This window comes from Vibrio crassostreae (assembly GCF_041439375.1).
GTDB lineage: Bacteria > Pseudomonadota > Gammaproteobacteria > Enterobacterales > Vibrionaceae > Vibrio > Vibrio crassostreae_D.
Window position 1 is genome coordinate 1 of the sequence record NZ_JBGONY010000076.1, and the last position, 20,970, is coordinate 20,970.

General features: G+C 43.3%; 22 protein-coding genes and 3 pseudogenes. 14 read left to right on the forward strand and 11 right to left on the reverse strand.

Going from position 1 to position 20,970, the window contains the following annotated elements; translation table 11 throughout:
- Window positions 1-119 precede the first annotated feature (119 nt).
- The 10 genes and pseudogenes from ACED45_RS21620 to sctN all read right to left on the reverse strand — a co-directional run.
- A pseudogene (locus tag ACED45_RS21620) lies at window positions 120-344 on the reverse strand (IS3 family transposase); the annotation flags it as partial.
- Window positions 345-350: 6 nt separating this feature from the next.
- Window positions 351-552: pseudogene (locus ACED45_RS21625) on the reverse strand (hypothetical protein); the annotation flags it as partial.
- Between the two features lie 114 nt (window positions 553-666).
- Window positions 667-1,719 (reverse strand): type III secretion system export apparatus subunit SctU, encoded by a 1,053-nt coding sequence (sctU, locus tag ACED45_RS21630; protein ID WP_102534015.1) that lies wholly within the window; start codon window positions 1,717-1,719, stop codon window positions 667-669.
- A 287-nt stretch (window positions 1,720-2,006) separates the two neighbouring features.
- Window positions 2,007-2,789, reverse strand: a complete 783-nt coding sequence (gene sctT / locus ACED45_RS21635; RefSeq protein ID WP_029222875.1) for a type III secretion system export apparatus subunit SctT — start codon at window positions 2,787-2,789, stop codon at window positions 2,007-2,009.
- Window positions 2,786-3,052: a type III secretion system export apparatus subunit SctS gene (gene sctS, locus ACED45_RS21640; protein WP_017096439.1), complete on the reverse strand. Its 267-nt coding sequence runs from the start codon at window positions 3,050-3,052 to the stop codon at window positions 2,786-2,788. Before sctS ends, sctT begins: the two co-directional genes overlap by 4 nt.
- A 13-nt stretch (window positions 3,053-3,065) precedes the next feature.
- Window positions 3,066-3,716: a SctR family type III secretion system export apparatus subunit VscR gene (vscR, locus tag ACED45_RS21645; protein ID WP_017096440.1), complete on the reverse strand. Its 651-nt coding sequence runs from the start codon at window positions 3,714-3,716 to the stop codon at window positions 3,066-3,068.
- Window positions 3,713-4,678: a type III secretion system cytoplasmic ring protein SctQ gene (gene sctQ, locus ACED45_RS21650; RefSeq protein WP_102560523.1), complete on the reverse strand. Its 966-nt coding sequence runs from the start codon at window positions 4,676-4,678 to the stop codon at window positions 3,713-3,715. The genes vscR and sctQ overlap by 4 nt, the downstream gene beginning before the upstream one ends.
- Complete coding sequence (locus ACED45_RS21655) at window positions 4,675-5,991, reverse strand: type III secretion system needle length determinant (protein WP_102560525.1); 1,317 nt, start codon at window positions 5,989-5,991, stop codon at window positions 4,675-4,677. The genes sctQ and ACED45_RS21655 overlap by 4 nt, the downstream gene beginning before the upstream one ends.
- Window positions 5,992-6,000: 9 nt before the next feature.
- On the reverse strand, window positions 6,001-6,462 hold the full coding sequence (gene sctO, locus ACED45_RS21660) for a type III secretion system stalk subunit SctO (protein ID WP_102534017.1): 462 nt from the start codon (window positions 6,460-6,462) through the stop codon (window positions 6,001-6,003).
- Window positions 6,459-7,781: a type III secretion system ATPase SctN gene (gene sctN / locus ACED45_RS21665; protein ID WP_102534018.1), complete on the reverse strand. Its 1,323-nt coding sequence runs from the start codon at window positions 7,779-7,781 to the stop codon at window positions 6,459-6,461. Before sctN ends, sctO begins: the two co-directional genes overlap by 4 nt.
- A gap of 186 nt (window positions 7,782-7,967) precedes the next feature.
- Between sctN and sctW the strand changes: the two genes are divergently transcribed.
- From sctW to vopD, 12 genes are read left to right on the forward strand one after another with little or no spacing between them, the layout of a single operon-like run.
- Window positions 7,968-8,861 (forward strand): type III secretion system gatekeeper subunit SctW, encoded by an 894-nt coding sequence (gene sctW / locus ACED45_RS21670; protein ID WP_102534019.1) that lies wholly within the window; start codon window positions 7,968-7,970, stop codon window positions 8,859-8,861.
- The gene (locus tag ACED45_RS21675; protein WP_102534020.1) at window positions 8,842-9,126 is read left to right on the forward strand and encodes a TyeA family type III secretion system gatekeeper subunit; all 285 of its coding nucleotides are present in this window, start codon (window positions 8,842-8,844) and stop codon (window positions 9,124-9,126) included. Before sctW ends, ACED45_RS21675 begins: the two co-directional genes overlap by 20 nt.
- A complete protein-coding gene (gene sycN / locus ACED45_RS21680) occupies window positions 9,113-9,487 on the forward strand; it encodes a type III secretion chaperone SycN (protein WP_102534021.1) in 375 nt (124 codons plus the stop codon). The genes ACED45_RS21675 and sycN overlap by 14 nt, the downstream gene beginning before the upstream one ends.
- Window positions 9,484-9,861, forward strand: coding sequence for a type III secretion system protein VscX (vscX, locus tag ACED45_RS21685; RefSeq protein WP_102534022.1), 378 nt, complete (start codon window positions 9,484-9,486; stop codon window positions 9,859-9,861). The genes sycN and vscX overlap by 4 nt, the downstream gene beginning before the upstream one ends.
- Before the next feature lie 5 nt (window positions 9,862-9,866).
- The gene (gene vscY, locus ACED45_RS21690) at window positions 9,867-10,196 is read left to right on the forward strand and encodes a type III secretion system chaperone VscY (protein ID WP_102534023.1); all 330 of its coding nucleotides are present in this window, start codon (window positions 9,867-9,869) and stop codon (window positions 10,194-10,196) included.
- The gene (gene sctV, locus ACED45_RS21695) at window positions 10,189-12,315 is read left to right on the forward strand and encodes a type III secretion system export apparatus subunit SctV (RefSeq protein WP_102534024.1); all 2,127 of its coding nucleotides are present in this window, start codon (window positions 10,189-10,191) and stop codon (window positions 12,313-12,315) included. Before vscY ends, sctV begins: the two co-directional genes overlap by 8 nt.
- Entirely contained in the window at window positions 12,315-12,719 is a 405-nt protein-coding gene (locus ACED45_RS21700; RefSeq protein WP_102534025.1) for an LcrR family type III secretion system chaperone, read from the forward strand. Before sctV ends, ACED45_RS21700 begins: the two co-directional genes overlap by 1 nt.
- Before the next feature lie 60 nt (window positions 12,720-12,779).
- Entirely contained in the window at window positions 12,780-13,070 is a 291-nt protein-coding gene (locus ACED45_RS21705; protein WP_371714976.1) for an LcrG family type III secretion system chaperone, read from the forward strand.
- A gap of 10 nt (window positions 13,071-13,080) precedes the next feature.
- On the forward strand, window positions 13,081-14,967 hold the full coding sequence (locus ACED45_RS21710; RefSeq protein ID WP_371714977.1) for a virulence-associated V antigen: 1,887 nt from the start codon (window positions 13,081-13,083) through the stop codon (window positions 14,965-14,967).
- Between the two features lie 12 nt (window positions 14,968-14,979).
- Window positions 14,980-15,471, forward strand: a complete 492-nt coding sequence (locus tag ACED45_RS21715) for a SycD/LcrH family type III secretion system chaperone (protein ID WP_017096454.1) — start codon at window positions 14,980-14,982, stop codon at window positions 15,469-15,471.
- Between the two features lie 3 nt (window positions 15,472-15,474).
- The gene (gene sctE / locus ACED45_RS21720) at window positions 15,475-16,674 is read left to right on the forward strand and encodes a type III secretion system translocon subunit SctE (protein WP_017096455.1); all 1,200 of its coding nucleotides are present in this window, start codon (window positions 15,475-15,477) and stop codon (window positions 16,672-16,674) included.
- 9 nt (window positions 16,675-16,683) lie between these two features.
- Window positions 16,684-17,694 (forward strand): type III secretion system translocon subunit VopD, encoded by a 1,011-nt coding sequence (vopD, locus tag ACED45_RS21725; protein WP_371714978.1) that lies wholly within the window; start codon window positions 16,684-16,686, stop codon window positions 17,692-17,694.
- Window positions 17,695-18,075: 381 nt separating this feature from the next.
- Here vopD and ACED45_RS21730 read toward each other — a convergent pair.
- A pseudogene (locus ACED45_RS21730) lies at window positions 18,076-18,390 on the reverse strand (transposase); the annotation flags it as partial.
- A gap of 377 nt (window positions 18,391-18,767) precedes the next feature.
- Between ACED45_RS21730 and ati1 the strand changes: the two are divergent.
- Both ati1 and ACED45_RS21740 read left to right on the forward strand, forming a co-directional pair.
- On the forward strand, window positions 18,768-19,217 hold the full coding sequence (ati1, locus tag ACED45_RS21735) for an Ati1 family type III secretion system chaperone (protein ID WP_102534028.1): 450 nt from the start codon (window positions 18,768-18,770) through the stop codon (window positions 19,215-19,217).
- Window positions 19,218-19,247: 30 nt separating this feature from the next.
- On the forward strand, window positions 19,248-20,735 hold the full coding sequence (locus ACED45_RS21740) for a VPA0450 family T3SS effector inositol phosphatase (protein ID WP_017096459.1): 1,488 nt from the start codon (window positions 19,248-19,250) through the stop codon (window positions 20,733-20,735).
- The last annotated feature ends 235 nt before the right edge of the window (window positions 20,736-20,970 follow it).

A 20,970-nucleotide genomic window follows, 5' to 3' on the forward strand; every position in this document is an offset into this window, starting at 1 on the left:
CATTAGTGATTGTACTCACTTAACTCAGTGTCCAAAACTGCTGGTGCGGATCACTATGACTTTGTTTATAGCTTTGACATTCGCCCTAATGATCTGCTCCAGTTAGACTGGAGAAGGCATTAAGCGACATATTGTTTTTCAAAGTTAATTGGGCTTAGATACCCAAGAGCCCTGTGCCTTCTTGTTCGATTATAAACAACTTCGATGTATTCAAAGAGTGCTTGAAGCATCTCTTCTCGCATCATTATCGGCTCGTCTTGGACAGCTTCTACTTTCATTGAGTGGAAAAAGCTTTCAAAACAGGCGTTCCAACAATTACTGCGACGGCTCATGCTTTGAGTTATACGATATCGACAAACTCTCCGCTTGCCATCTGTCTTGTGTTTTTTGACTTTCCATTCACCTTCGCCATCAACCATTGGCCAGTCGCATCAATGGCCAGTCGCATCAATGGCTAGGTGCATCAATGGCTAGGTGCTGTATTGCTTTTCTCGTTTTTGGCTTAAATGAGACCTCTACTTTCTTTGCTCTACGATTGAGCCTGGTGTAATGCACAACCAATAGCTTACGGAGAGATGGATCATTTTCATGTCTTAAAAATTGTATCTTCAAGTTGAGTGAGTCGAGTACTAGCGATATTTACCTTGAACCACATAGTTTTCTCGCTTATTGCTCTTCAGATTGCTCCAGAGACGCAACCCAGCGCAGGATCTCTGCGGTGGCTTCAATAAGATCGCCAGGAATGTATTGGTCTAACTGCCCATCCGCATATAACGCACGTGCGAGCGGTACTTTCTGCATCACCGGAACCCCTTCTTCTTTGGCAATCGCAATCATACGTTTTGCAATCGCATCGGTCTCTTTAAGGGTAACTACAGGCAGAGGTGTTTCTCCCTTTTTATAGTATAAACCGATGGCAATGTGCGTTGGGTTTGTAACCAACACATTCGAGCGTTTAACGTTATCTCTTTGGCTTGAAGTTTGCATTTCTTGGTGCAGTTGACGACGTTGACTTTTTATTTCAGGGCTGCCTTCCATCTCTTTGTATTCACGTTTCACTTCATCTTTGGTCATCTTTAACTGTTTAGTGTGGTCGAACTTTTGGTAAGAAAAATCGGCTGCGGCAATCACAATAAAGCCTACCGCAGAGATCATCATCAATTGTTTGATTAATACGCCAGTGATGATCGGTACACACTCTAACCCACAGGTAGGTATCTGCAGTAACGTGTTTAAGTTACCTTTCAGCGTTATCCAAATAATGCATGAAAGTAACGAAACTTTGAGAATGGACTTAATAAAATCAATGATGCTCTTTAACGAAAAAATTCGCTTGGCCCCTTCGACAGGATTGATTTTCTTGATATCTGGTTTGACAGACTCGCCACTAAATAGAAAGCCGAACTGTCCCATGTTAGCCATGATGGCGACTAAGGTTGCAATCAAGAGGATCGGCGCAAGCAGATAAACCATTTCTTTGGCGATGGCGATAGCTACGTCGAGTAGTGCATCTTGAAAGCCCTGATATGCCAATTTGCTTGGCAGTAAAATTAGGGCAGATATGTGCGACATATAGTAATCGGCGAATGCAAACAACACGATAATCAAAGACAGAATCAATGAAGATGAAATGATTTCCTGACTTTTTGCAACTTGCCCTTTTTGGCGGGCATCCCTGAGTTTTTTTGGGGTGGGGAGTTCAGTTTTTTCTCCGCTCATTACTAGGACCTGTTTATTTATTTTGGTTGAATTTTGTTCGAGATAAAGCGTTTTAATCAGGTGAGAGGCGGACGGCTAATTCCTTTTCGCCGAATCGTTCTAAGTAAATCCCTCTCAACAAAGAGTAAAACGTTTTAGCTGAACTCTTTGGACGGCGTTTGTGGTTTCTTTCCACTGCATTATAGGTTTATCGAATAGAGTTACCACATTTCAAAGCATCTATTTTTGCAAGAACAATCCACAAGTCGCTGCAAAAATAAGTTCGAGAGATAAGCAGACTCTAGCGATTACCAAATAGTGTTTAGCTGCTCTGAGAACAGTGCGATTTCAGAGAAAAGTGCTTGAAAGTGGTTCATCATCAGAGCCAGATACACAATCAATAACACACTGGCGATGGCACTTTTGATCGGCATTGCCAAGAAGAAAACGTTGAGTTGTGGTGCGAATCGGCTGATGAGCGCAAGCCCAAACTCGGCAAGGAACATCGCCAGTACTATAGGCGCAGACATCAAAACTCCAAGCCACATTAATTGCTCAAATTGGTCGTAGAAAAAGCGTGCCCACCCTTCTGTTATGGTTGGAAAAAAACCTATCACAGGCCATGACGAGTAACTGGAAAATAGCGCATAAAGAAAAGTGACAAAGCCACCGCCCGAGAAGAACAAAGTGATCAGAGTTTGAGTCAACAATACCGCCGTTGGCGTCGATTGCGAACCGAGGGTGGGGTTAAACATGCTCGCCATGGCTGCGCCTCGCTGGTTATCCACGAGAAAGCCTGCCGCCTCGATTGCCCAAAAGGGGATCGCCGCAATAAAGCCAATGAGCAGACCCAATAACACCTCTTTCCCCAAGATAACCATTAACCAGATTCCATCCGTTTCTGCAGGTAAATTTTGTTGATTAATTATAGGAAATATAAAAAGTGCAAGAGAACACAAGATTCCATTTCTCACCATGGTGCCACCCAGCATTTGCTTGTTTAAGATCGGCAGGAATATAAAACAAGCCATTAACCTAGGAAGCGTTAAGCTGTACAGGAACAGTGCGTGGTGCAAATCATCGTAACTCATCGTATTTGCGGGATTTTATCTAAGGTCAATGTTGCAAACGAATGCAGCTCGGCGCCCAACCACTGTGCGGTAACAAACAAGGTAATTATGACGGCAATCAGTTTAACGACAAACCCCAACGTTTGTTCTTGAACTTGAGTCAGTGCTTGGATGAGTGAGACTAAGGTGCCAACAAACGCCGCAACCAGAATCGGTGGCAGCGACAAGAATAGAACAAGCGTTAAAGCCTGAGTGGCAAAGTGGATTATTTCGGCCGGATTCATATTTCTCTCCTCACTATCCGTAGCTGAGTACTAAGCCATGAGTTAGCTTGGTCCAACCGTCAAGTAACACAAAAAGCAGTAGTTTGAATGGTAGCGAAATTGTCATCGGCGATACCATCATCATCCCCATTGCCAGTAGGATGTTGGACACGATTAGGTCGACAGCGATGAAGGGCAGATACAACAAGAAACCAATCTCAAATGCCCTAGTTAGTTCACTGACCGTGAAGGCGGGGAGTAACAACAATAAGCTGTCTGACTCTAAGCGGTCGAAGTACTTCTGTGGCCACAAGGTTCTCGCAGCATCGGTAAAAAACACCGTTTCAGTTTCACGGATGTGTTTTTTCAGAAACTCTCGATACGGCTGCAGTCCGCTTTCAATCAGCCCTTCAACACTGTCGGAATCTTCTAGGGATATTTCATGTTGTGTAACGTAGTCGTAGGTTTCAAATCCTACTGGTGCCATAATGAAGATCGACAAAATTATCGCCAATCCGTACAGCGCCATATTGGGTGGTATTTGTTGTACACCCAGTGCGTTTCTCAATAGAGAGAACACCACAGCAAGCTTTACGAAAGAGGTCGCCATCATTGCAATGAAAGGAACCAAAGCAAGTAGGGCGAGCGTGACGATTAGGTTCAGTTCATCAGGTAACTGGATCATGCTGGCTCCTGACTACCGCCAAACAATTCGAGAACGCGAACACCTAAGCGTTCATTGATGCTCACAAGTTCACACTCACCAATAATTCTTCCGTTTGCTCGCATGGTGACTGGGTTTGAAATCGGTTGGTTAAGCTCAAAGGTAAAACCAGGTTGAAGTGCGTTAAGCTGTTCTAAAGTAATGGTTTGTTGACCCACATCAAAAGTAAGTTCAATTGGCAGTTTCTGGTGGTCGGTAAGTGCTTCAGAGCTATTGATATTGTTCATATTGGTTTCTTTATCTAGGATATGTAGTCTGGTTTCGTCGAGTTGACATTGCCAAAGGTTTTGATTGGATATCTGAAAGAGAACTTGATGTTGTGCTATGTAGCAATCATCAAAAAACACTACATCACCCAATTCCAGTTGTTCGATTTGGCTGAGGACCGAGCGTGTTCTGCCAAGGCTCAACCAGAACGGCAGCGCAATGTTTTGGCTTAAGTAAGATGGTGTTTGTGGCAACGCATCAATCAGAACATCTCGACCTTCATTTACCCAGAGGCTAAGAGATGCGTCGTCACGGTTGATGGTGAGCATCAATACATTATCTTGTTGCGTTTGCTGTTCATGGGCCTGTAACTTGCTCAAGACAGGAAGCTGCCCAAATAGACGTTTAATTACATCGGTATATGGTTCGATTTGGCTACTGAGTAACGCCAATTGCAATGAGTTTGGGAGTGATTTAAAAGCCGTTGAGTCAAGCATATCATGTAGCCACAGCTGTAATTGCGCGGCACAAAAGTCGATTTTAATCGTTTGCCCGCCAATGAAGAGTGTCAAACGATAGCCTATAAATTCAGGTTCTTGCCCGAGCGTAACCGACAGGCTGTAGCTCTGGCCATCTTGAAAGTGACATTGTTTCGTACATAGTTGATTGCTTAGTGCGATGCTCGATGCGTCGACCTTAGGTAAATCAAGTATCATCGTTCGTCCTCAGGCTTCCATTCATCATAAATACTGCGTTGTTGTCGAGAGCGTTGTTGATCTTGTTGTTGATTCATTTGTTCGCTGACCGAGATTCGAATCGGTTGATCAATCCCTAAGCGTTGTAAGCGCTCAACCAATTCTTGTTTAGAATTTGGGTTGATTAGCGAAAGGGCATGCTCTTGTCTTATCAAGACGCTGTAACCAGAACTATCATGTTTAATGGAGATCTCGCCGCCTTTTAGCTGCCCTTCATTGAGAAACAATCGAACTTCTTTCTCATTCGCTGTTGGAAGAGAAACATAGATCTTGTTGACTAACTTGCTGATTAGTTTGTTCACGTCTCTCGTCGAGCTTTGCGGCGTGCTTACGTCCATGTTCTTTAGGATGATCTCGCCTAGGGTTGTCGGTTGGTTTAGATTGTTTGTCGAGTACAGTTTGGGATCCGCTTCTGCTGTATTATTGTTTAAGTTGTTGTTATTTTTTTGGTTTTTCTTATCTTTAAACGCTGATAAGGCAGTTTTAGCTTCCACATTAATCTCTGTATTGCTTAAGGTACTCACCTCTTTTGTTACTGAATTTGGCTTTTGTAACTGACTGTTCAATACCTTTTGCACGGCGGTAGCGGTTTTACCATCTAGCTGTATTGGTGTGGTTTGATGCTTTAAGTCTTTTTGAAAGCTGGAAAAAATGGCTTTGGGGTCGCGATATAGACCATCGGGTGATGGGATTGAACTTACTAAATCTGCCTGGTTATCATGTGTGATTTGTTTTTTTTCTGCCGATGAGACGACGGATTGTTTTTTTACAATAACTTGTTCTTGTCGTTGCATGTGTTCACCCGCCGCATTATTTAAAGCAGCTTTCTCAGATAGTGATTGACCTAGGTTTTTATCTTTGTTTTCTACTGGCGAGTCGCTCTTATGCTTTATGTATTTTTTATCGGCGATAGCAGGCTCGGTCAATGAGGAGTTGGGCTTAACGTGTTTCTTAGTACTCGAGTCAGCCTCTATTGCAGTCTTTGGCTGTCCTAAGATGCCACTATTCGACCCGCCTTTAGAAGTTTGATCCTTTGTACTCTCTTGTTGAATATGCGCATGCTGAAATTTAGACTTCACGGTTTCTAATTTATCCAAATTAAAGGCCGCGGTGTACAAGGGAGAGGGCTTTTGGCAAAGACCTGGTACTATAGGTCTTTGTTTAAGGGCATTGTTAAAGCGAGATTTAAGCGCTTCCGAGACGTTAGTTTCGGGACTCTGTCGAACCTTTTGGGGAAATTCTGCTGTGTTTGGGTGGTCGTGTTTAACTCGCATATTTACCTTCTATGAAATAATGGCACTACGAAACTCTTCCTGTTCGAGTTCTTCTTGGTACTGAACTTGGCGAGTTTTTTCAGCAACTTCTTGTTCGTTTAACTGAATGAATTTTTCTTTGGCTTTATGAGCGACGAGAGCCTCTTTTTTTATTTCTTTGAGGCGTTGGGTTTCTTGCTCCAATGTCTTTTTAGCCTCAGCGGCACGCTGTTTTAAATCGGCTTCTCTTTCCCTTAATAGAGCAATTTCTTGTCGCAACATCTCGAGTTCTTTTAGTACCACCATTTCCTGCTTCGCTTTGGAAAAGCGCCGCTCTTCTTCCTCTTTTCGCCATTGGCGATAATCTACCACGGATTGCTCGGCTTTTCGTCGCATAGAGAGTGAGCTGTTAACTCGATACTCTTGCTGCTGAACTGCAGTGTCAGCTCGATCGGCACGAATCTTTTTTATCTCTAGCAACTGCTCGATCATAAGCTCGCGAGTCCTCGTAACTGAGTCACGGTTTCGTTAAGTTCACTTGGTTCGTGTGTGCCTTGACGTAAAAACGCTCGGATATCATCACTTTGTGCAATAGCCATATCCGCGCGGTTGTCAGCTCCATGTTGATATTCACCAATTTTGATCAGCAGTTCAACTTCTTCATACTTTGCCAGCATTTCACGCATATGTGCAGCCGACGCTTGATGAGTTTTGTCAACGATTTGGTTCATTACACGGCTTGCTGAACGAAGCACGTCTATGGCTGGGTAGTGGTTCATTGCAGCCAGTTTCCGAGAAAGAATAATGTGACCATCAAGTATTGATCGGGTCTCATCGGCAACCGGTTCTGTCATGTCGTCACCTTCTACGAGTACGGAGTATAGTGCGGTGATGGAGCCTTTTTCTGATTGACCAGCACGTTCCATCAGTCTTGGTAATGCCGCGAAAACAGAAGGCGGATAGCCTCGTCGTGTTGGTGGTTCACCTGCTGCCAAGCCGATTTCACGCTGAGCTCGGGCAAAGCGCGTGACTGAATCCATAAGCAGTAGGACGCGTTTACCTTGGTCACGAAAGTACTCCGCGATGGAGGTCGCCACAAACGCAGCTTTGGCACGTTCCATCGCGGGTCTGTCGGAGGTCGCTACGACTAACACCGACCTTGCCATGCCTTCTTCACCAAGGTCGTGTTCGATAAATTCTTTAACCTCACGACCTCTTTCGCCGATAAGGGCGAGAACTGTTACATCAACATCAGCAGAGCGAATAAACTTTGCAAGTAGGGTACTTTTACCACCGCCAGCGGCGGCAAAAATACCCATCCTTTGTCCTTCGCCGCAGGTGATCAATCCGTCTATCGAACGAACCCCCATGGAAATCGGGGTCTCAATCAACTTTCTTTGCATCGGCGGCGGCGCATCTTTGTAAACCGGATACCAAGCACTCGGCTCTTTGTTTTGGGTGCCATCAAGCGGACGCCCCAGCCCATCCAATACTTTCCCTAACAAGTGATTACCAACGCCCACTTCGTGCATCTTTCCTAGCGGACTCACTTCGGTATTAGAGGAAATACCAAGCATGTTTCCAAGCGGGGTAAGCAACGCGTGGTGTTGCTGAAAACCAACCACTTCCGCGAGTAACGACAAGGTTTGATCAGGGTTACGCAACTCACAAAGTTCCCCAATGCGAACACCAGGGACCACAGCTTTGATTATGGTTCCGGTAACTTGAGTAACTCGACCTCGGATTTGTATCAAACGTGTCTGTCTGATTGCAGATTGTTGCGTTTCGGTGATGTATGAGAAATCGTTCAATTTAGGAAATATGCGTAATAACTGATAATGGTAGAATAGAAAGGATGGTGCAGTATTTATAGTTACTATTGGTCGAGAGTTTTTAGAAAACTTAAAACGCCCTAAAAAAACACGTCTGATTTTGACAGTTTATTGCAAATGCAACTCCTATAATCGGATCTTACTGTACGAAAGGAGTGCAAGTGAGTGAGTATCATCAATAATCAAATTGCAACGGGTAACAAGTTTGACACGCCAATTCGAAGCGGTCGTGAACACACACGTTCAGGGGAGTCTATTGGCGGCAACTATCGAGGCGAAAGCGTCCGAGTGCACAATGCTACTCAATCACTGTTTGACGCGATGGAAGAGCTTACATCATTAGGCTCAGAAAAAGCGGAAAAAGATCTAACCAAACGTAAAGTGAAAGATGGCGGTATTCGGATTAATGAAGCTCATGACCTGGTTTCTGATTATTTGAGGAAAGTGCCCGATCTTGAGAAGAATCAAAAAATCAAAGACCTTGCTGCCAAGATGGCAAGTGGTAATTTATCAACGATTGCCCAGCTACAAGCGTACCTTAATGGTTTTTCTGAAGAGAAAAGTCACCAGTACCTTGCATTGAAAGCGGTGAAAAAATTTCTCGGGGCTAACTTAGAAAGTAAGAACCTGCTGGCGTTAATTGACCAAGCACTTCTGAACTTTGAGAAAAATCCAGATTCTTGGTCTCAGATTGATACCGAAATTAGTGTATCGAGCTTTGCTGACGAATATAGCCGAGAGCAAGGCTTCAGCAGTTTGCACCAACTACGTGGTTTCTATCGTGACACGGTGCACAGCTACCAAGGTTTAGGTTCGGCATACAAGGATGTAGTTGAGCGTTTTGGTGAGAAAGAAGTGTACACCGCAGTCGACTTTATGTTGCAAGGTATGAGCGCCGATTTAAGCGTTCAAGGCAGCAATATTGATCCGGTTAAGCTGCAGCTTTTAATGTCAGATATGCAAAAACTTAAGACGCTGAACACTCTTCAAGATCAAGTTGGTAATCTCTACCAGATGTTTAAACCTCAGCAGGCAAGCCATGGCTTATCAAGTTACTGATTTGATGTCAGATATCATCGACTTGGTTGAGCAGCGCTGGGTGGGAAGTGAAGAGATCTGGAACTTAGTGAATGCTATGGAGTTGGAAGCGACTGAGCGAAAAATTGGTTTTTGCAGAGAGCTGCACAAACTAGTCCGGCATATTTCCATTGATGTATTTAATGACGAAGAGCAGCGACAAAATCTAATCCAAGCAGTGCAAAAAGCGCTTGATGAAGCGATTGATTTAGAAGAAGAGGAAAGTTGGGACGATGAGTTGGATTGATGCGTCAGTGGACGATTTTTGCCAAGGAATGGGACTTGTAGCCGTAGATTTCTCGTCAGCTGGACGTGTTCAGTTGAACTTTGAAAAAAGCGGCACCTTGTACCTTGAGAAATATCAGGATTGTTTGGTTCTTATGTTGGTAAGAGCGCTGCCATGGCACCAATTTAATGAGTCAATTAAAAAAGCCCTGAGCTTTTGTCATGCAGGGCAAGGTTGGCCGTTTACTATTAAAGCTGGGCTATTCGAGGAAGACATGTTGGTTTTATCAACGCAAATTGAGGGGGATGAAGTGACATTACCATCCATAGAACAAGCGTTCGCGTTGCTGGTTCGTTTGCATAACGATGTGGCGAATTCATGAATCGGATAAGTCGATTAAACGTTGGTATTGAAAGCTTTGCACATGTCTCGCTTGATCAGGTTGAAAACGACTTCCCGCAGCGCTTTCAACTACTGCCTGATGGGAAAGCCATCGCGACGCACTTAGAGAAGCTGTATGAACTTCGCCCATCTGAGCAGTACTTGATGCCGCTCGCAAAGCCCAAGATTATCCATACAGAGTTACTTCGTCCTGATAAGTACCGTCAGCAGTTTGAGACCACTCAGCAACGACTTCAGAATTTAGCGCAGCAAAATGGTTCTCATGCGCTGAATCAAGCCGTAGAAACGTTGCAAAACACTCAATTAGACCAACGTTATCTCACAATGGCGTTGAATCTACTGATTCAGGTTTAGCCTCCATGTTACAACCAAAAGATGTTGAACTATTGCTTATCCACGCGGCTCTCCAAGTTCAATATAAAAAGCCCGAACAAGCGATTATATTACTCGAAGCGCTGTTGGAAATCGAACCTCAGCATCTAGAAGCTCGCCAAGCATTGGCGGTAGCATGCCTAGATTCAGGGCGTTACACTCGTTCAATTGAGCTGTGCGAAAGCCTGTTGGAAGCCAGCAATTCTAATGAAGCTGGTTTATGGTTTTGCCTTAGTCAAGCGCGCTGGAAACAAGATGATCCTGAGGGTGCGCGCCGTGCTCATCGCCGATATATCCAATCTATAAATAGTGAATAAAATGAATAAGTTGATCGATATTCTTAACAAAGTTGGGCAGCGCAAAGACATCATGCTTGCCGTGATGTTACTGGCAATCGTCTTTATGATGATCTTGCCTTTACCTACGGCATTAGTGGATGTACTTATTGGTACCAACATGAGTATAGCGGTCGTCTTATTGATGATTGCTATCTACATTACATCACCGCTGGAATTCTCTGCATTTCCAGCGGTTCTTTTGATCACAACTCTATTTCGTTTGTCACTTTCTATCACTACAACGCGACTTATCCTGCTGCAAGGTGATGCTGGTCAAATAGTTTCTACCTTCGGTAACTTCGTTGTTGGTGGTAACTTGGTCGTGGGGATCGTCGTCTTCCTGATCATCACCATTGTTCAGTTTATGGTGATCACCAAAGGTTCAGAAAGGGTAGCTGAAGTAAGTGCTCGATTCTCCCTTGATGCGATGCCGGGTAAGCAAATGAGTATCGACGGCGATATGCGCGCTGGGGTTATCGATGTTCATGAGGCACGTAACCGTCGTTCATTGATTGAAAAAGAAAGCCAAATGTACGGTTCGATGGACGGCGCAATGAAGTTCGTAAAAGGGGATTCTATTGCTGGTCTGGTGATTATCGTGGTGAACCTTCTTGGTGGTGTCACCATTGGGGTGACTCAAAAAGGCATGTCAGCGTCTGAAGCACTGGAGCTATTTGCTGTTTTGACCGTGGGTGATGGTCTGGTATCACAAATCCCGGCTCTGTTTATCGCCATTACTGCTGGCATCATCGTTACACGCGTTTCGAATGAAGACTCTTCTGATCTAGGCTCGGATATTGGTGACCAGGTTACCGCACAACCAAGAGCTTTGTTGATTGGTGGTGTGCTGCTGGTATTGTTTGCGCTGATTCCCGGTTTCCCGAAGATCACCTTCTCTGTCCTTGCTATTCTAGTCGGTGGGGGCGGCTTCTTCATACTCCATCGACAAAAAAAACAGAGTGAATTAAGTAGTGCCGACTTACCAAGTTTTGTTGCCCAAGGGGCGGGTTTGCCAGCAACCAAATCAAACAAGTTGACTCCTTCGCGGAACAGCAAAGGAAAGTTGGGTGAACAAGAAGAATTCGCGATGACAGTGCCGCTGCTCATCGACTTGGATTCTCGCTTACAAGAGAGCTTAGAAGCCGTGGCATTGAATGATGAGCTCGCACGTGTAAGACGCGCGTTATACCTCGATCTCGGCGTGCCATTTCCGGGGATTCATTTACGATTTAACGAGGGGATGAGTAACGGTGAATACTTGATTCAATTGCAAGAAGTGCCGGTTGCTCGCGGTCGAATTGAAAGCTTAAAGCTGTTGGTGACAGAAGGCAGTGATCAGATCGATTTAATTGGTGTACCTTACGAAAAAGATGATGATTTTCTACCAGGCATTTCGAGTGTTTGGGTCGACCACGGCTATCGAGAAAAACTGCAAAACAGCCAAGTGGGCTTTCTAACTCCCGACCGTATTCTGACTTATCACCTTTCTCACGTGCTGAAAGAGTACGCGCAAGACTTTATCGGTATCCAAGAGACTCGTTACTTACTTGAGCAAATGGAAGGTAGTTATTCTGAATTAGTAAAGGAGACGCAGCGTATTTTGCCTCTGCAAAAAATGACGGAAGTACTACAACGTCTTGTTTCTGAAGATATTTCTATTCGTAACTTACGCGTAATCTTAGAAGCCATGGTGGAGTGGGGACAAAAAGAAAAAGATGTGGTTCAGTTGACCGAATACATTCGTTCAAGTTTGAAACGCTACATTTGTTACAAGTACGCCAGTGGTCAAAATATGTTACCTGCATACCTGTTGGATCAGAGCTTGGAAGATACGCTCCGTAACGGTATTCGTCAGACTTCATCAGGCAGTTACTTAGCGCTTGATCCTTCTGTAACTCAACAGTTTGTCAGCGACGTTAAACAAACAATTGGTGATTTGAGCCGTATGCCAAATAAGCCGGTTCTGGTTGTGTCAATGGACGTACGCCGTTACGTGCGCAAGTTGATTGAATCTGAATACTACGATCTCCCGGTACTGTCGTTTCAAGAGCTGACGCAACAAATTAATATTCAACCGTTGGGCAGGGTGGGAATGTAATGGCATGTGAACTCACACAGTCTTTAGTGGCGTCAGGTATTAAAGTGACGCCTTATTTTTGGCAGAAAAGCACAATCTTACTTGGGCAACGCTACGAATGCGATGGCATGGAGTTGGTGTTCCGAGTAGAAGCTGGCGAAATCATCATCGTTTTGCTGCGAAGAATCATTCCTAATCAAGGTTTGAGGAACCCTTTTTCTGCCCTGTTCATGCTCGCAGAACATGCTATCCAACGTTACCCCCTTGACTGGATCATTCGTGGCAACGTTGACGTAATGCGTGGTAGTAGCATGAGCAACCAAAGATTAGCGCAGTTCTATTTGGAAGCCTGTGGTGCGAGCCACGATGAACAAGAAGATTGGTACTTCTTGCGTCTGAGTGACTACCGCCCACTTAAAAAGTAAAAACTCTCGACTGTTACTGACAGCATCCAAGCGATGCTTCGCATTAAGATAGGTATCAAGATGAATAACCCCTTTACCGAAACCATTGAAAAATCAGAACTTGTTATCCGTAATGCAGAGGATAGAGCTGAAGTCTTCGAGGAATTACTTGAAGGATTAGGCGTTGGTTCAGTAGCAGGCAATATTCTGCTCGATGGGTTAAGTGTCGATCCCAAGTTGATGAAAGAAGCAGAACATGAATTGCTTGAGGAAGTACAACGTCGCAGACAACAACAACGCCCGCTACAAGCCACTAGTGTCGAAGGCTCTAGACGCAAGCGGCCTGTGTTAGTACGTGGCATAGTAATTTAAAGGTTTTTACATGACGGATATAACTAGCAGAAACCCGGTAGGTGGAGTAAGCCCCCGACCTAAATCTCAGACCTCGTTTCAAGATCGTTTGGCTGATAAATTGGCTACTATTTTAGGGGAACCAGATACGGCTCACTTGAAGTCGTTGATTAGTAAATTGCCAAATATTTTAGGGCGCACTGAACAAGAAAGCCTAGATCTTTATGCTGACTCATTGAGAACACTATTAGAGAAGCAAGCGGCATTTACTGGCACTGCGGCAGTTGAAACTGCTGCACATTGGATGAAGTCGTTGCAAAATCAAGCGGTAAATGGTCAGACTTCGCCTCAAGACTTGATAAACGGAGTCAACAAAACACTTACTTACCAATTCCGAACTTGGTTCGAAAAGCAGTTAAGCGATAAGGTCGACAATTCGCTCCCGACTGACTTTATCAACCAGTTCCGCTTAGGAAGCCAGAGTTCCCAAGAACAACAAATAGCTAACTTAGATGCCGATGCACTTAAACAGGCTACTGCGAAAATCAAAGTGTTTATAAATGCACTTTCTCAGCAAATGAGCTCTAGTAAGGTTCGTGAAAACGCTATTTCTTTTTTGCGTAATGCATTTCGCAATCTAGGTTCGGTAGACATCAACGAGCTAAATAACTCGGATTATTTATTAACGAAAGAAAGCTTCAAAGCAGCAGTTTTAGCACAGCTTACTAAATCTTTAAATAATGCAGGTCTTACGCTAAGTGGCAGTGATGCACAACTTTTGGCAAATAAAATCACTTGGCTTCCAGGTATGTCTAAGCAGGAGCTTAGAGGAGGGCTGAACGATCTGGTGAACCAAGTAAAAGGTCAATACGCAAATGCTTATGGAGCAGGTTCGGTTAGTAAGCTGCAAATAGTACTTGATGCGGCAATTGCAAAGCTAAGGAGCTCATCTACGGATATAACGCTCTCTAGCTTATTCTCGAATATGGCTGTGAGTCTTATAAACACTCAAGTCGATGCCTTTTATAGCAGTCTTCACGAAGTGCAGAAGTTCCAAACTCCACAACAACAGGTTGACCAAATAAAACAGCATACAGCACGAGATATAAGATTTCAGTTTGAAAAAATGATGTTGAGGAAAGATGTTGGTATCGACTTTGCCACTCGTCATAAAAAAATGATGAGTAACCTAGCCGCTCTGAAAGCTCGTTTAAGTAAAATCACAGAAGATGAAAAGAAAATAACGGTAGGGACTGACGGTCAAAGGAAAGCAGATGTTAAAGCTGAGCACTCGTTAACCTCTCGTGATTTGTTATCTGTGATTGATTCGACTATTGGCGATCGTTTTGATGAGCGCGTGCTGTTTTCTTTAAATGAGCGTCGAGTGAACCGTCTTGAAAAGCGTAACGAGAAGAAAGAGGAACTCCAAGAGCTTACGACTAAACTAAAAATATTTGGTCAAGTCCAGACTACCATCAGTACAAAGTTATCGGAGATAATTAACTCAAGTACTGGTGATGGGCATTATTATCCAGACAGGCAGCATTTTACTTATAAACATTTCGGATATGAGACTCAACAAAAGTTTGAAAAAGGTAAGGAGTTTAAGTATTTAGAAAAACATATAACTCCAAGGGTTGGTTCTGATGGAGTTAAATACTTTACTCACAAACAATTTTTAGAGAATGCAGGAGTGACTGTTAGTCGCGATGTATATTATAACAATACAGATAACAAATACCTTAGTAATTTTTCTAGCTCGGTTTCAAGTAAGTCGAAGCCAATTAACGATTCTGTACAGTTAAAAACTACTGCGTTAAGCGACATCAGTTCCCAATACAACGCAACTGTTGAAGCTATGAATAAATTTGTTCAAAAGTACCACAATATTTTGCAAGCAATCCTACGAGCGATTTAAGGATAAATAACCATGACTACACAAAACCCGGTAACTGACCCATCTCAAATGCAAGCAGAGGAACTCCTTTCGTTTCTTGAGGAAGGTGGAACGTTAAAAATGCTGCACGATGTATCAGCAGATACCATTGAGCACATTTACGCTGTTGGATTCAATTTTTTCCAATCAGGAAAAATAGAGCAAGCCGGTAAGATATTCCAACTGCTTAGCATGCTTGACCACTACCAAGCACGATTTTTTATTGGTTTAGGAGCTGCTCGTCAAGAACTGGGTGAGTACCTGCAGGCGATTGACGCCTACAGTTATGCAGCGCTTGTAGATATTAATGACCCACGCCCACCTTTCCACTCTGCAGAGTGTTACCTAAAACTTGAGCAATTAACAGAGGCAGAGAGTGGGTTTTACAGCGCGAAGGGGATGTCTGCCGGAAAACCAGAGTATGCAGATTTGCATCAACGCGCAGGCATCATGTTAGAAGCGGTGAAAAACAAAAGGAGTAACTAGAATATGAATTCTATTGCACTAGACCGCACTCAGAGTCAGGCATACTTACCGGATTCTGGTCAAACAATGTTAGATAAGGTTACTAAGACTGCATCTCACGTGTCAGCTTCAGTAACGGTTGAAAACGTAAAAGGTAAAAAATCTGAAGTACCGAACACTGGTAAAGTTAAAGTTCAGCTTGATGCACCGAACGCTGCAGTTAGCGATAAGGTCAATGAATTAACGCTGAAAGCCATGAATCAACTACAAAAAATCGTTGATTCGATTGCCAAGGTTTTACATGCGGTCGCCGACAACACGGGCTCACTAGCAGTGAAAATCCTGGCAGGGTCAGCCGATGACTTTGAGGTAGAGCTAGCTGCTATCACAGACAAACTGAAGAGCGTACAAAACAAGCTTAAGATCCAAGAAGTAAAAGTAGCGAAAGCGAAACACGAACAAGAAATAAAGGATAACGAACAAAAACTCAAAGAGTCTGAAGCTGCGGCTAAAGAAGCGAAAAAATCGGGTCTGGTTTCCAAGATATTTGGGTGGGTCAGTGCCGCAGTTTCGATTATAGTGGGCGCTGTAATGGTGGCAACTGGTGTTGGAGCAGCAGCTGGTGCACTAATGATTGCCGGTGGTGTATTGGGTGTAGTCAGTATGGCTATGCAAGAACCAGCTGTTCAAAATGCAATGAAAGAAGCTGGCATTAATGTCGATGCTCTCAGCAAAGTTATGATGGCTTTAGAGATTGCGGTTGCGGTTATTGGGGCTGTTGTGACGTTTGGCGGCGCGGCTGCGGGCGGTATTGCTAAATTGGCGGGGAAAAGTGCCAGTAAAGTAGCACAAAAAATCACTGATATTGCGACTAAAGCGGCAGCTAATATGGCAAAAGTTGCAGATATGGGTTCTAAAGCAGCCACGACGACAGCTAAAGGTATTCGATTTGCTGCAGAGTCATTAGATCTTCTTTCTAATGTTGGTAAAGGCTCTGCCGATAGTGTTCATTCCAATAATAAAGCTAAAGTGACAGAAATTAATGCGGATCTTACTCAGCAGAAAGCGGAGAAGGTGCTGACTCAATCGGTTATTGATAAGCTTAAAAAAGAAATCGCTAAGATGATGGAAGGTTTCCAAGAGTTGATGAATGTCATCATGCAGATGATTCAGGCGAAAAGCGAAACGATGGAAACGGTAATGAATCGTCCAGCGACGGTTTAAGGAGGATTTATGTTAGATAAAATTGGTAAGACTGGGAATGCAGATCTATACGGTTTGGGTGAGATAGGTAAAACGACTAAGGCTGAAAAAGCCCCCGAAACAAAAACAAAAACAGAAGCAGCGGTAGCCCGTGGTAACGATGATACTGCAGTATCAGGCACTAAACATTATTTTTTGGAAGTTCCAAAAGCGTCGACGAGTGGACAACAAGCTCGCGTGGTTGAAAAGTTGATGACCGCTTTGGCACCAACAGCAAATCTACTCATGCAAACCCTAGAAAAAGCTTTCAATGGTCAGTCTGGAACCCAATCATCGTCAAACGCGGTTTCAGAATCTCTTGCTTTGATGACCCTACTGTACCAAGTTTCGAAGTTAAGCCGGGAACAACAAACACTTGAACGTGAAATCGCGGTTGAAGCGAACGTAGCGAGCCTTAAGAGTCAAGCACAAGAGCTAAATAAATCTGCTAAAGCGATGATCGCAATGGCTGTAGTTTCAGGAGTTCTAGCCGGTGTAACGGCAATTTTGGGCGGAATAGGTTCTTTAAAAGCTGGTAAACAAATTAAAGCGGAAGCATCGACTAATACATTACTGAAAACACAAAAAGCTGGTGTAGATAAGGCTAATGATTTGTTGAACAATGGTGGGTTATCGAAAACTCAACAGCAACAGTTAAAGCGTGTTCAGGATGTCGGGCAAGACCGTCTTGGTAATTTGACTGATAAATTGACAAAAGGGGGGCGAAAGTTTGACAAAGCTACCACCTCTAATCAAGCGCGAAATTCGATTCTTCAGTCTCTTAGTCAGATGGCAAACTCAGCATCAAATGTAGAGCAAACTAAAGCTCAGGCTCGCGGTAAAGAAGATGAAGTTCTAGCGACACGTGCACAAGCATTGAAACAGAAAGCTGACGAAAATATTGGTTTTCAAGATAGTATGCTTAAAGAGCTGCGGGATCTGTTTCGCTCAATTGCTGATAGCCAAAACCAAGCATGGCGAGCATCTGCTCCTACCGTTTAAAACCACTGCGGATTAGAGTCCCCTTCTTCTAAAGTAGGTTGGCAATTTTTAGTAAGTCAGTAATGCAAGTTACTGGCTTTTTTCATGCATTTTATTTGGCAAATTCACACCTAGACTGAAATGCCGCCTAATTTCGTTAGACGTATGTATCAACTCTTCAATAAGCGTTTTAACTCGTTAAGATTTTTGTCCTGAGTCAGCAAGAACTCTTCCTTGAGGAGATCATTGACACGCTTATCTACGCTTTGTTGCGATTATCAACCCAATAATAAAACCCACTCCTAGCATAAGTTCATAGCCATTTTACTTTAGATTTTCCGCGATGTATGGAATCCACTCATTCTCGGCGTTGTTGATCAAATCAGTTTGAGGTTCAACGACGCCAAAAACTTTGAGACCAGTCGAGTCAATCGCTATATGGCGAATAGCTCCTTTGGATTTATTGCGATATTTGACCTGAACTGTCTTCGAACGGTTGCTGATACAGGTGTAGTCAGGGGACGTCAGTGGAACATCCAATAGCTCAAAGATAGAATCAATAAAGCCTTGAAGAGCACGTAATGGCGGATAGAAGATCCCCTTAATCATCAAGGCAGTTTCAATCGCGGTATCAGAATACTGGAAACCTCTACCACGCTTGCACAGAGCCTTATTGTATTCCGCCCAGTTAGTTATCTTCTTTTCCGCTTTACCCATGTCACCACCGTTCTAACTACCATAAAGGATCAGATCACAAGACTTGGAAAAGGTTCAACTGATTTAAGCAACAATGCATTCATTCTCTGTTACTAGGAGGACGATGAGCTTAAGAAATTACAATGCACAGGTGGGTGAAACTTATGCGATGAGCAAAGCGTTGAACAAGCTTACTGGGTTATAAAACTTGTCGTATTGACTAAGAAGCACACGAAACGGTGCGACTCTGTCTCTAAACTAAATTAAGCATCAAAGCCTCTTAAAGTTCATTGAGTATAAAAACTTCCGCCCGTATTTAATATCTTGCCATTCCCTCATCTTTATAATTCTTCTCACTACGAATAAGAACCCTCAGAAAAATACACAGAAGGAACACAATGGATATTTATCAGGAAAGTATCAGTTTTTTAGGTAACGGCGTGGATTTTGATGAAAACGGATTATTTCAATGTGAGTTATCATCGGATACGAATAATCATGATGAAGCACTTTTCTTAACCGTATTTAAGAACGAAACCACCATTAACTTACACATGTCTCTCACCAGCCCTGTGGAGTTGCCAACCCCTCTTCCAGAAACGATTGCTATCGCGATTGGTGAACATGCTCTGGAACCTTTCCGTGGTGGTTTCGGTATCGGTCTAATGCCCGATAGCCGAAGGTTAACGATCTACAAGGTTATTTTTCTCTCAAACAAACCTCAAGATTATGTGCAGAACACTTTTCAGCAACTGTTAGAAAGAATGGAGCAATGGCACCATTTTATTGAGCAAGCGGATAACGCAGAGACAATCCCAGAAACACTTCCTGCTGGGATCTTTATTTAAGTTCCCTTATTTAAAATACGAGTTTAATGTATGTCTACAATTCAAATTAATAGCCAGCATCGAGGTAATTTAGACCTCGCAGATATTCAAAATATTAAAAGTAGCGCCAAAGAAGGCGATACCGTTAAATTTGGTTCTGTATTTGGTAAAGAGTACAGCGTAACTAAAAATAGCGATGGTGACGTTACTCTAAAACAAAAAGAAAACCGAAGCTTTTTTAATCGTTTCTTTAGTAAAGCCGATTCTTCAAAAAACGGTGATTTAAAGCTGAATCAGATGAATCAACAACTGCATAAAAAAGAAGGCAGCGGCAACGTTAAGGTCTTAACTTTGACCTATAACCAAGCAAACCAAAAGATGCCGGAAGACACAAAGAACTACTTCCAGAACCTGATTCAAAAAGGTGACTATGATGTGGTTTTGTTTGCGGAACAAGAGTCTAAATTGCTTGCTAACGATCTTGAGCTTGATGGTATGAACCTTCTGAGTCAAAACAAAATGAAAGTTATGACGAAAGGTCTTGGTGAAGGTGTTAGCTACACTTCAATGTCCGTTTTTGCAAAAGACGGCGTCGATATTAACGTCAAAAAAGAGTCTGAATACCGTCATGGTATCGGTGGTCGAAACATGGAATTCTTCATGGGTATCACTGGTAACAAAGGTGGCGTAAAAACGGCTCTAGAGATCAATGGTCAAGCTCTAAACGTCATTTCTGCACACTTGGATTCTAACAAAGAAGTCAAACGTGAATTCGAAGGTAACAAGTTGATGGAAGGGAGCAAACCGCATGAAGAGGTTCTGATCACTGGTGATCTGAATGAGCGTGAAAAACGCACCGCTCAAGGTTCTGATGTGATGTACGATCCAGTCGCACATGATGATACGCATTTAGCCAAGCATGGCTTTAAGTTCAATCCTCTTAATAGTCACACTTACATGCAGCTTGATAAGCACACTGGTAATATTAAACAAAAAGAAGGTCGTGACCGCCCTGACTTCGGTGAGCTCGATAATACTGGCTTAACAAATAAAACAGGCAACTTACAAAACCATGAAACCAGTGTTATCACTGAAGGGTTTGATAATGTCAGCGACCACAAGCCAGTACAGTCTACATTTGAAGTAAGAGGCTCCTCTCAAAAGCTGATTGAAAACGCACAAACACATACAGCAGAAGACTTCAAAAATGAAGCAGCGTACTTAAATCCTGGTACTGATCCGGCAAAAGCGACGTTTGATGATGTGACCTCAGCGAATCAAGCTCGCCTTGGTCTAGAAAACTTGAGTAGCGATGAACAAGCGTTTGTAAAAGAGAACTTCACTAGCTTTATCATCGGCAAAGATGCCATCTTTAGCCAGCTAACAAATGGCTTTATGGAAGAGATGCGTCAGCTTCACACTGCTAACCTGACCACCGGTCAACTACAGACTCAACAAATTGAATTGACCGAGAAATACGAACAGCTTAACCGCAAAGTAAACGCTCAGTTTAACCAGCAGTTCATTGCCAACCTTTAAGATAGACTCACCAGAATACCTATTTGTGAATCTATCTAGATGAATAGGAATGATGAATGCAAAAGGTGATCGTAAGATTGCCTTTTCGTTCGATAGTAATCAACCTATATATACTCAAAAAGCGTTTGACGCATTTCGTTTCTTGTCATGATCTGCTCGCCTTGGCTCGCTTCAATTTTCGGGCTTTGTTTCCTAATTGGATCTCAGATAGAAACGGCCAGTATGGGTGATTATT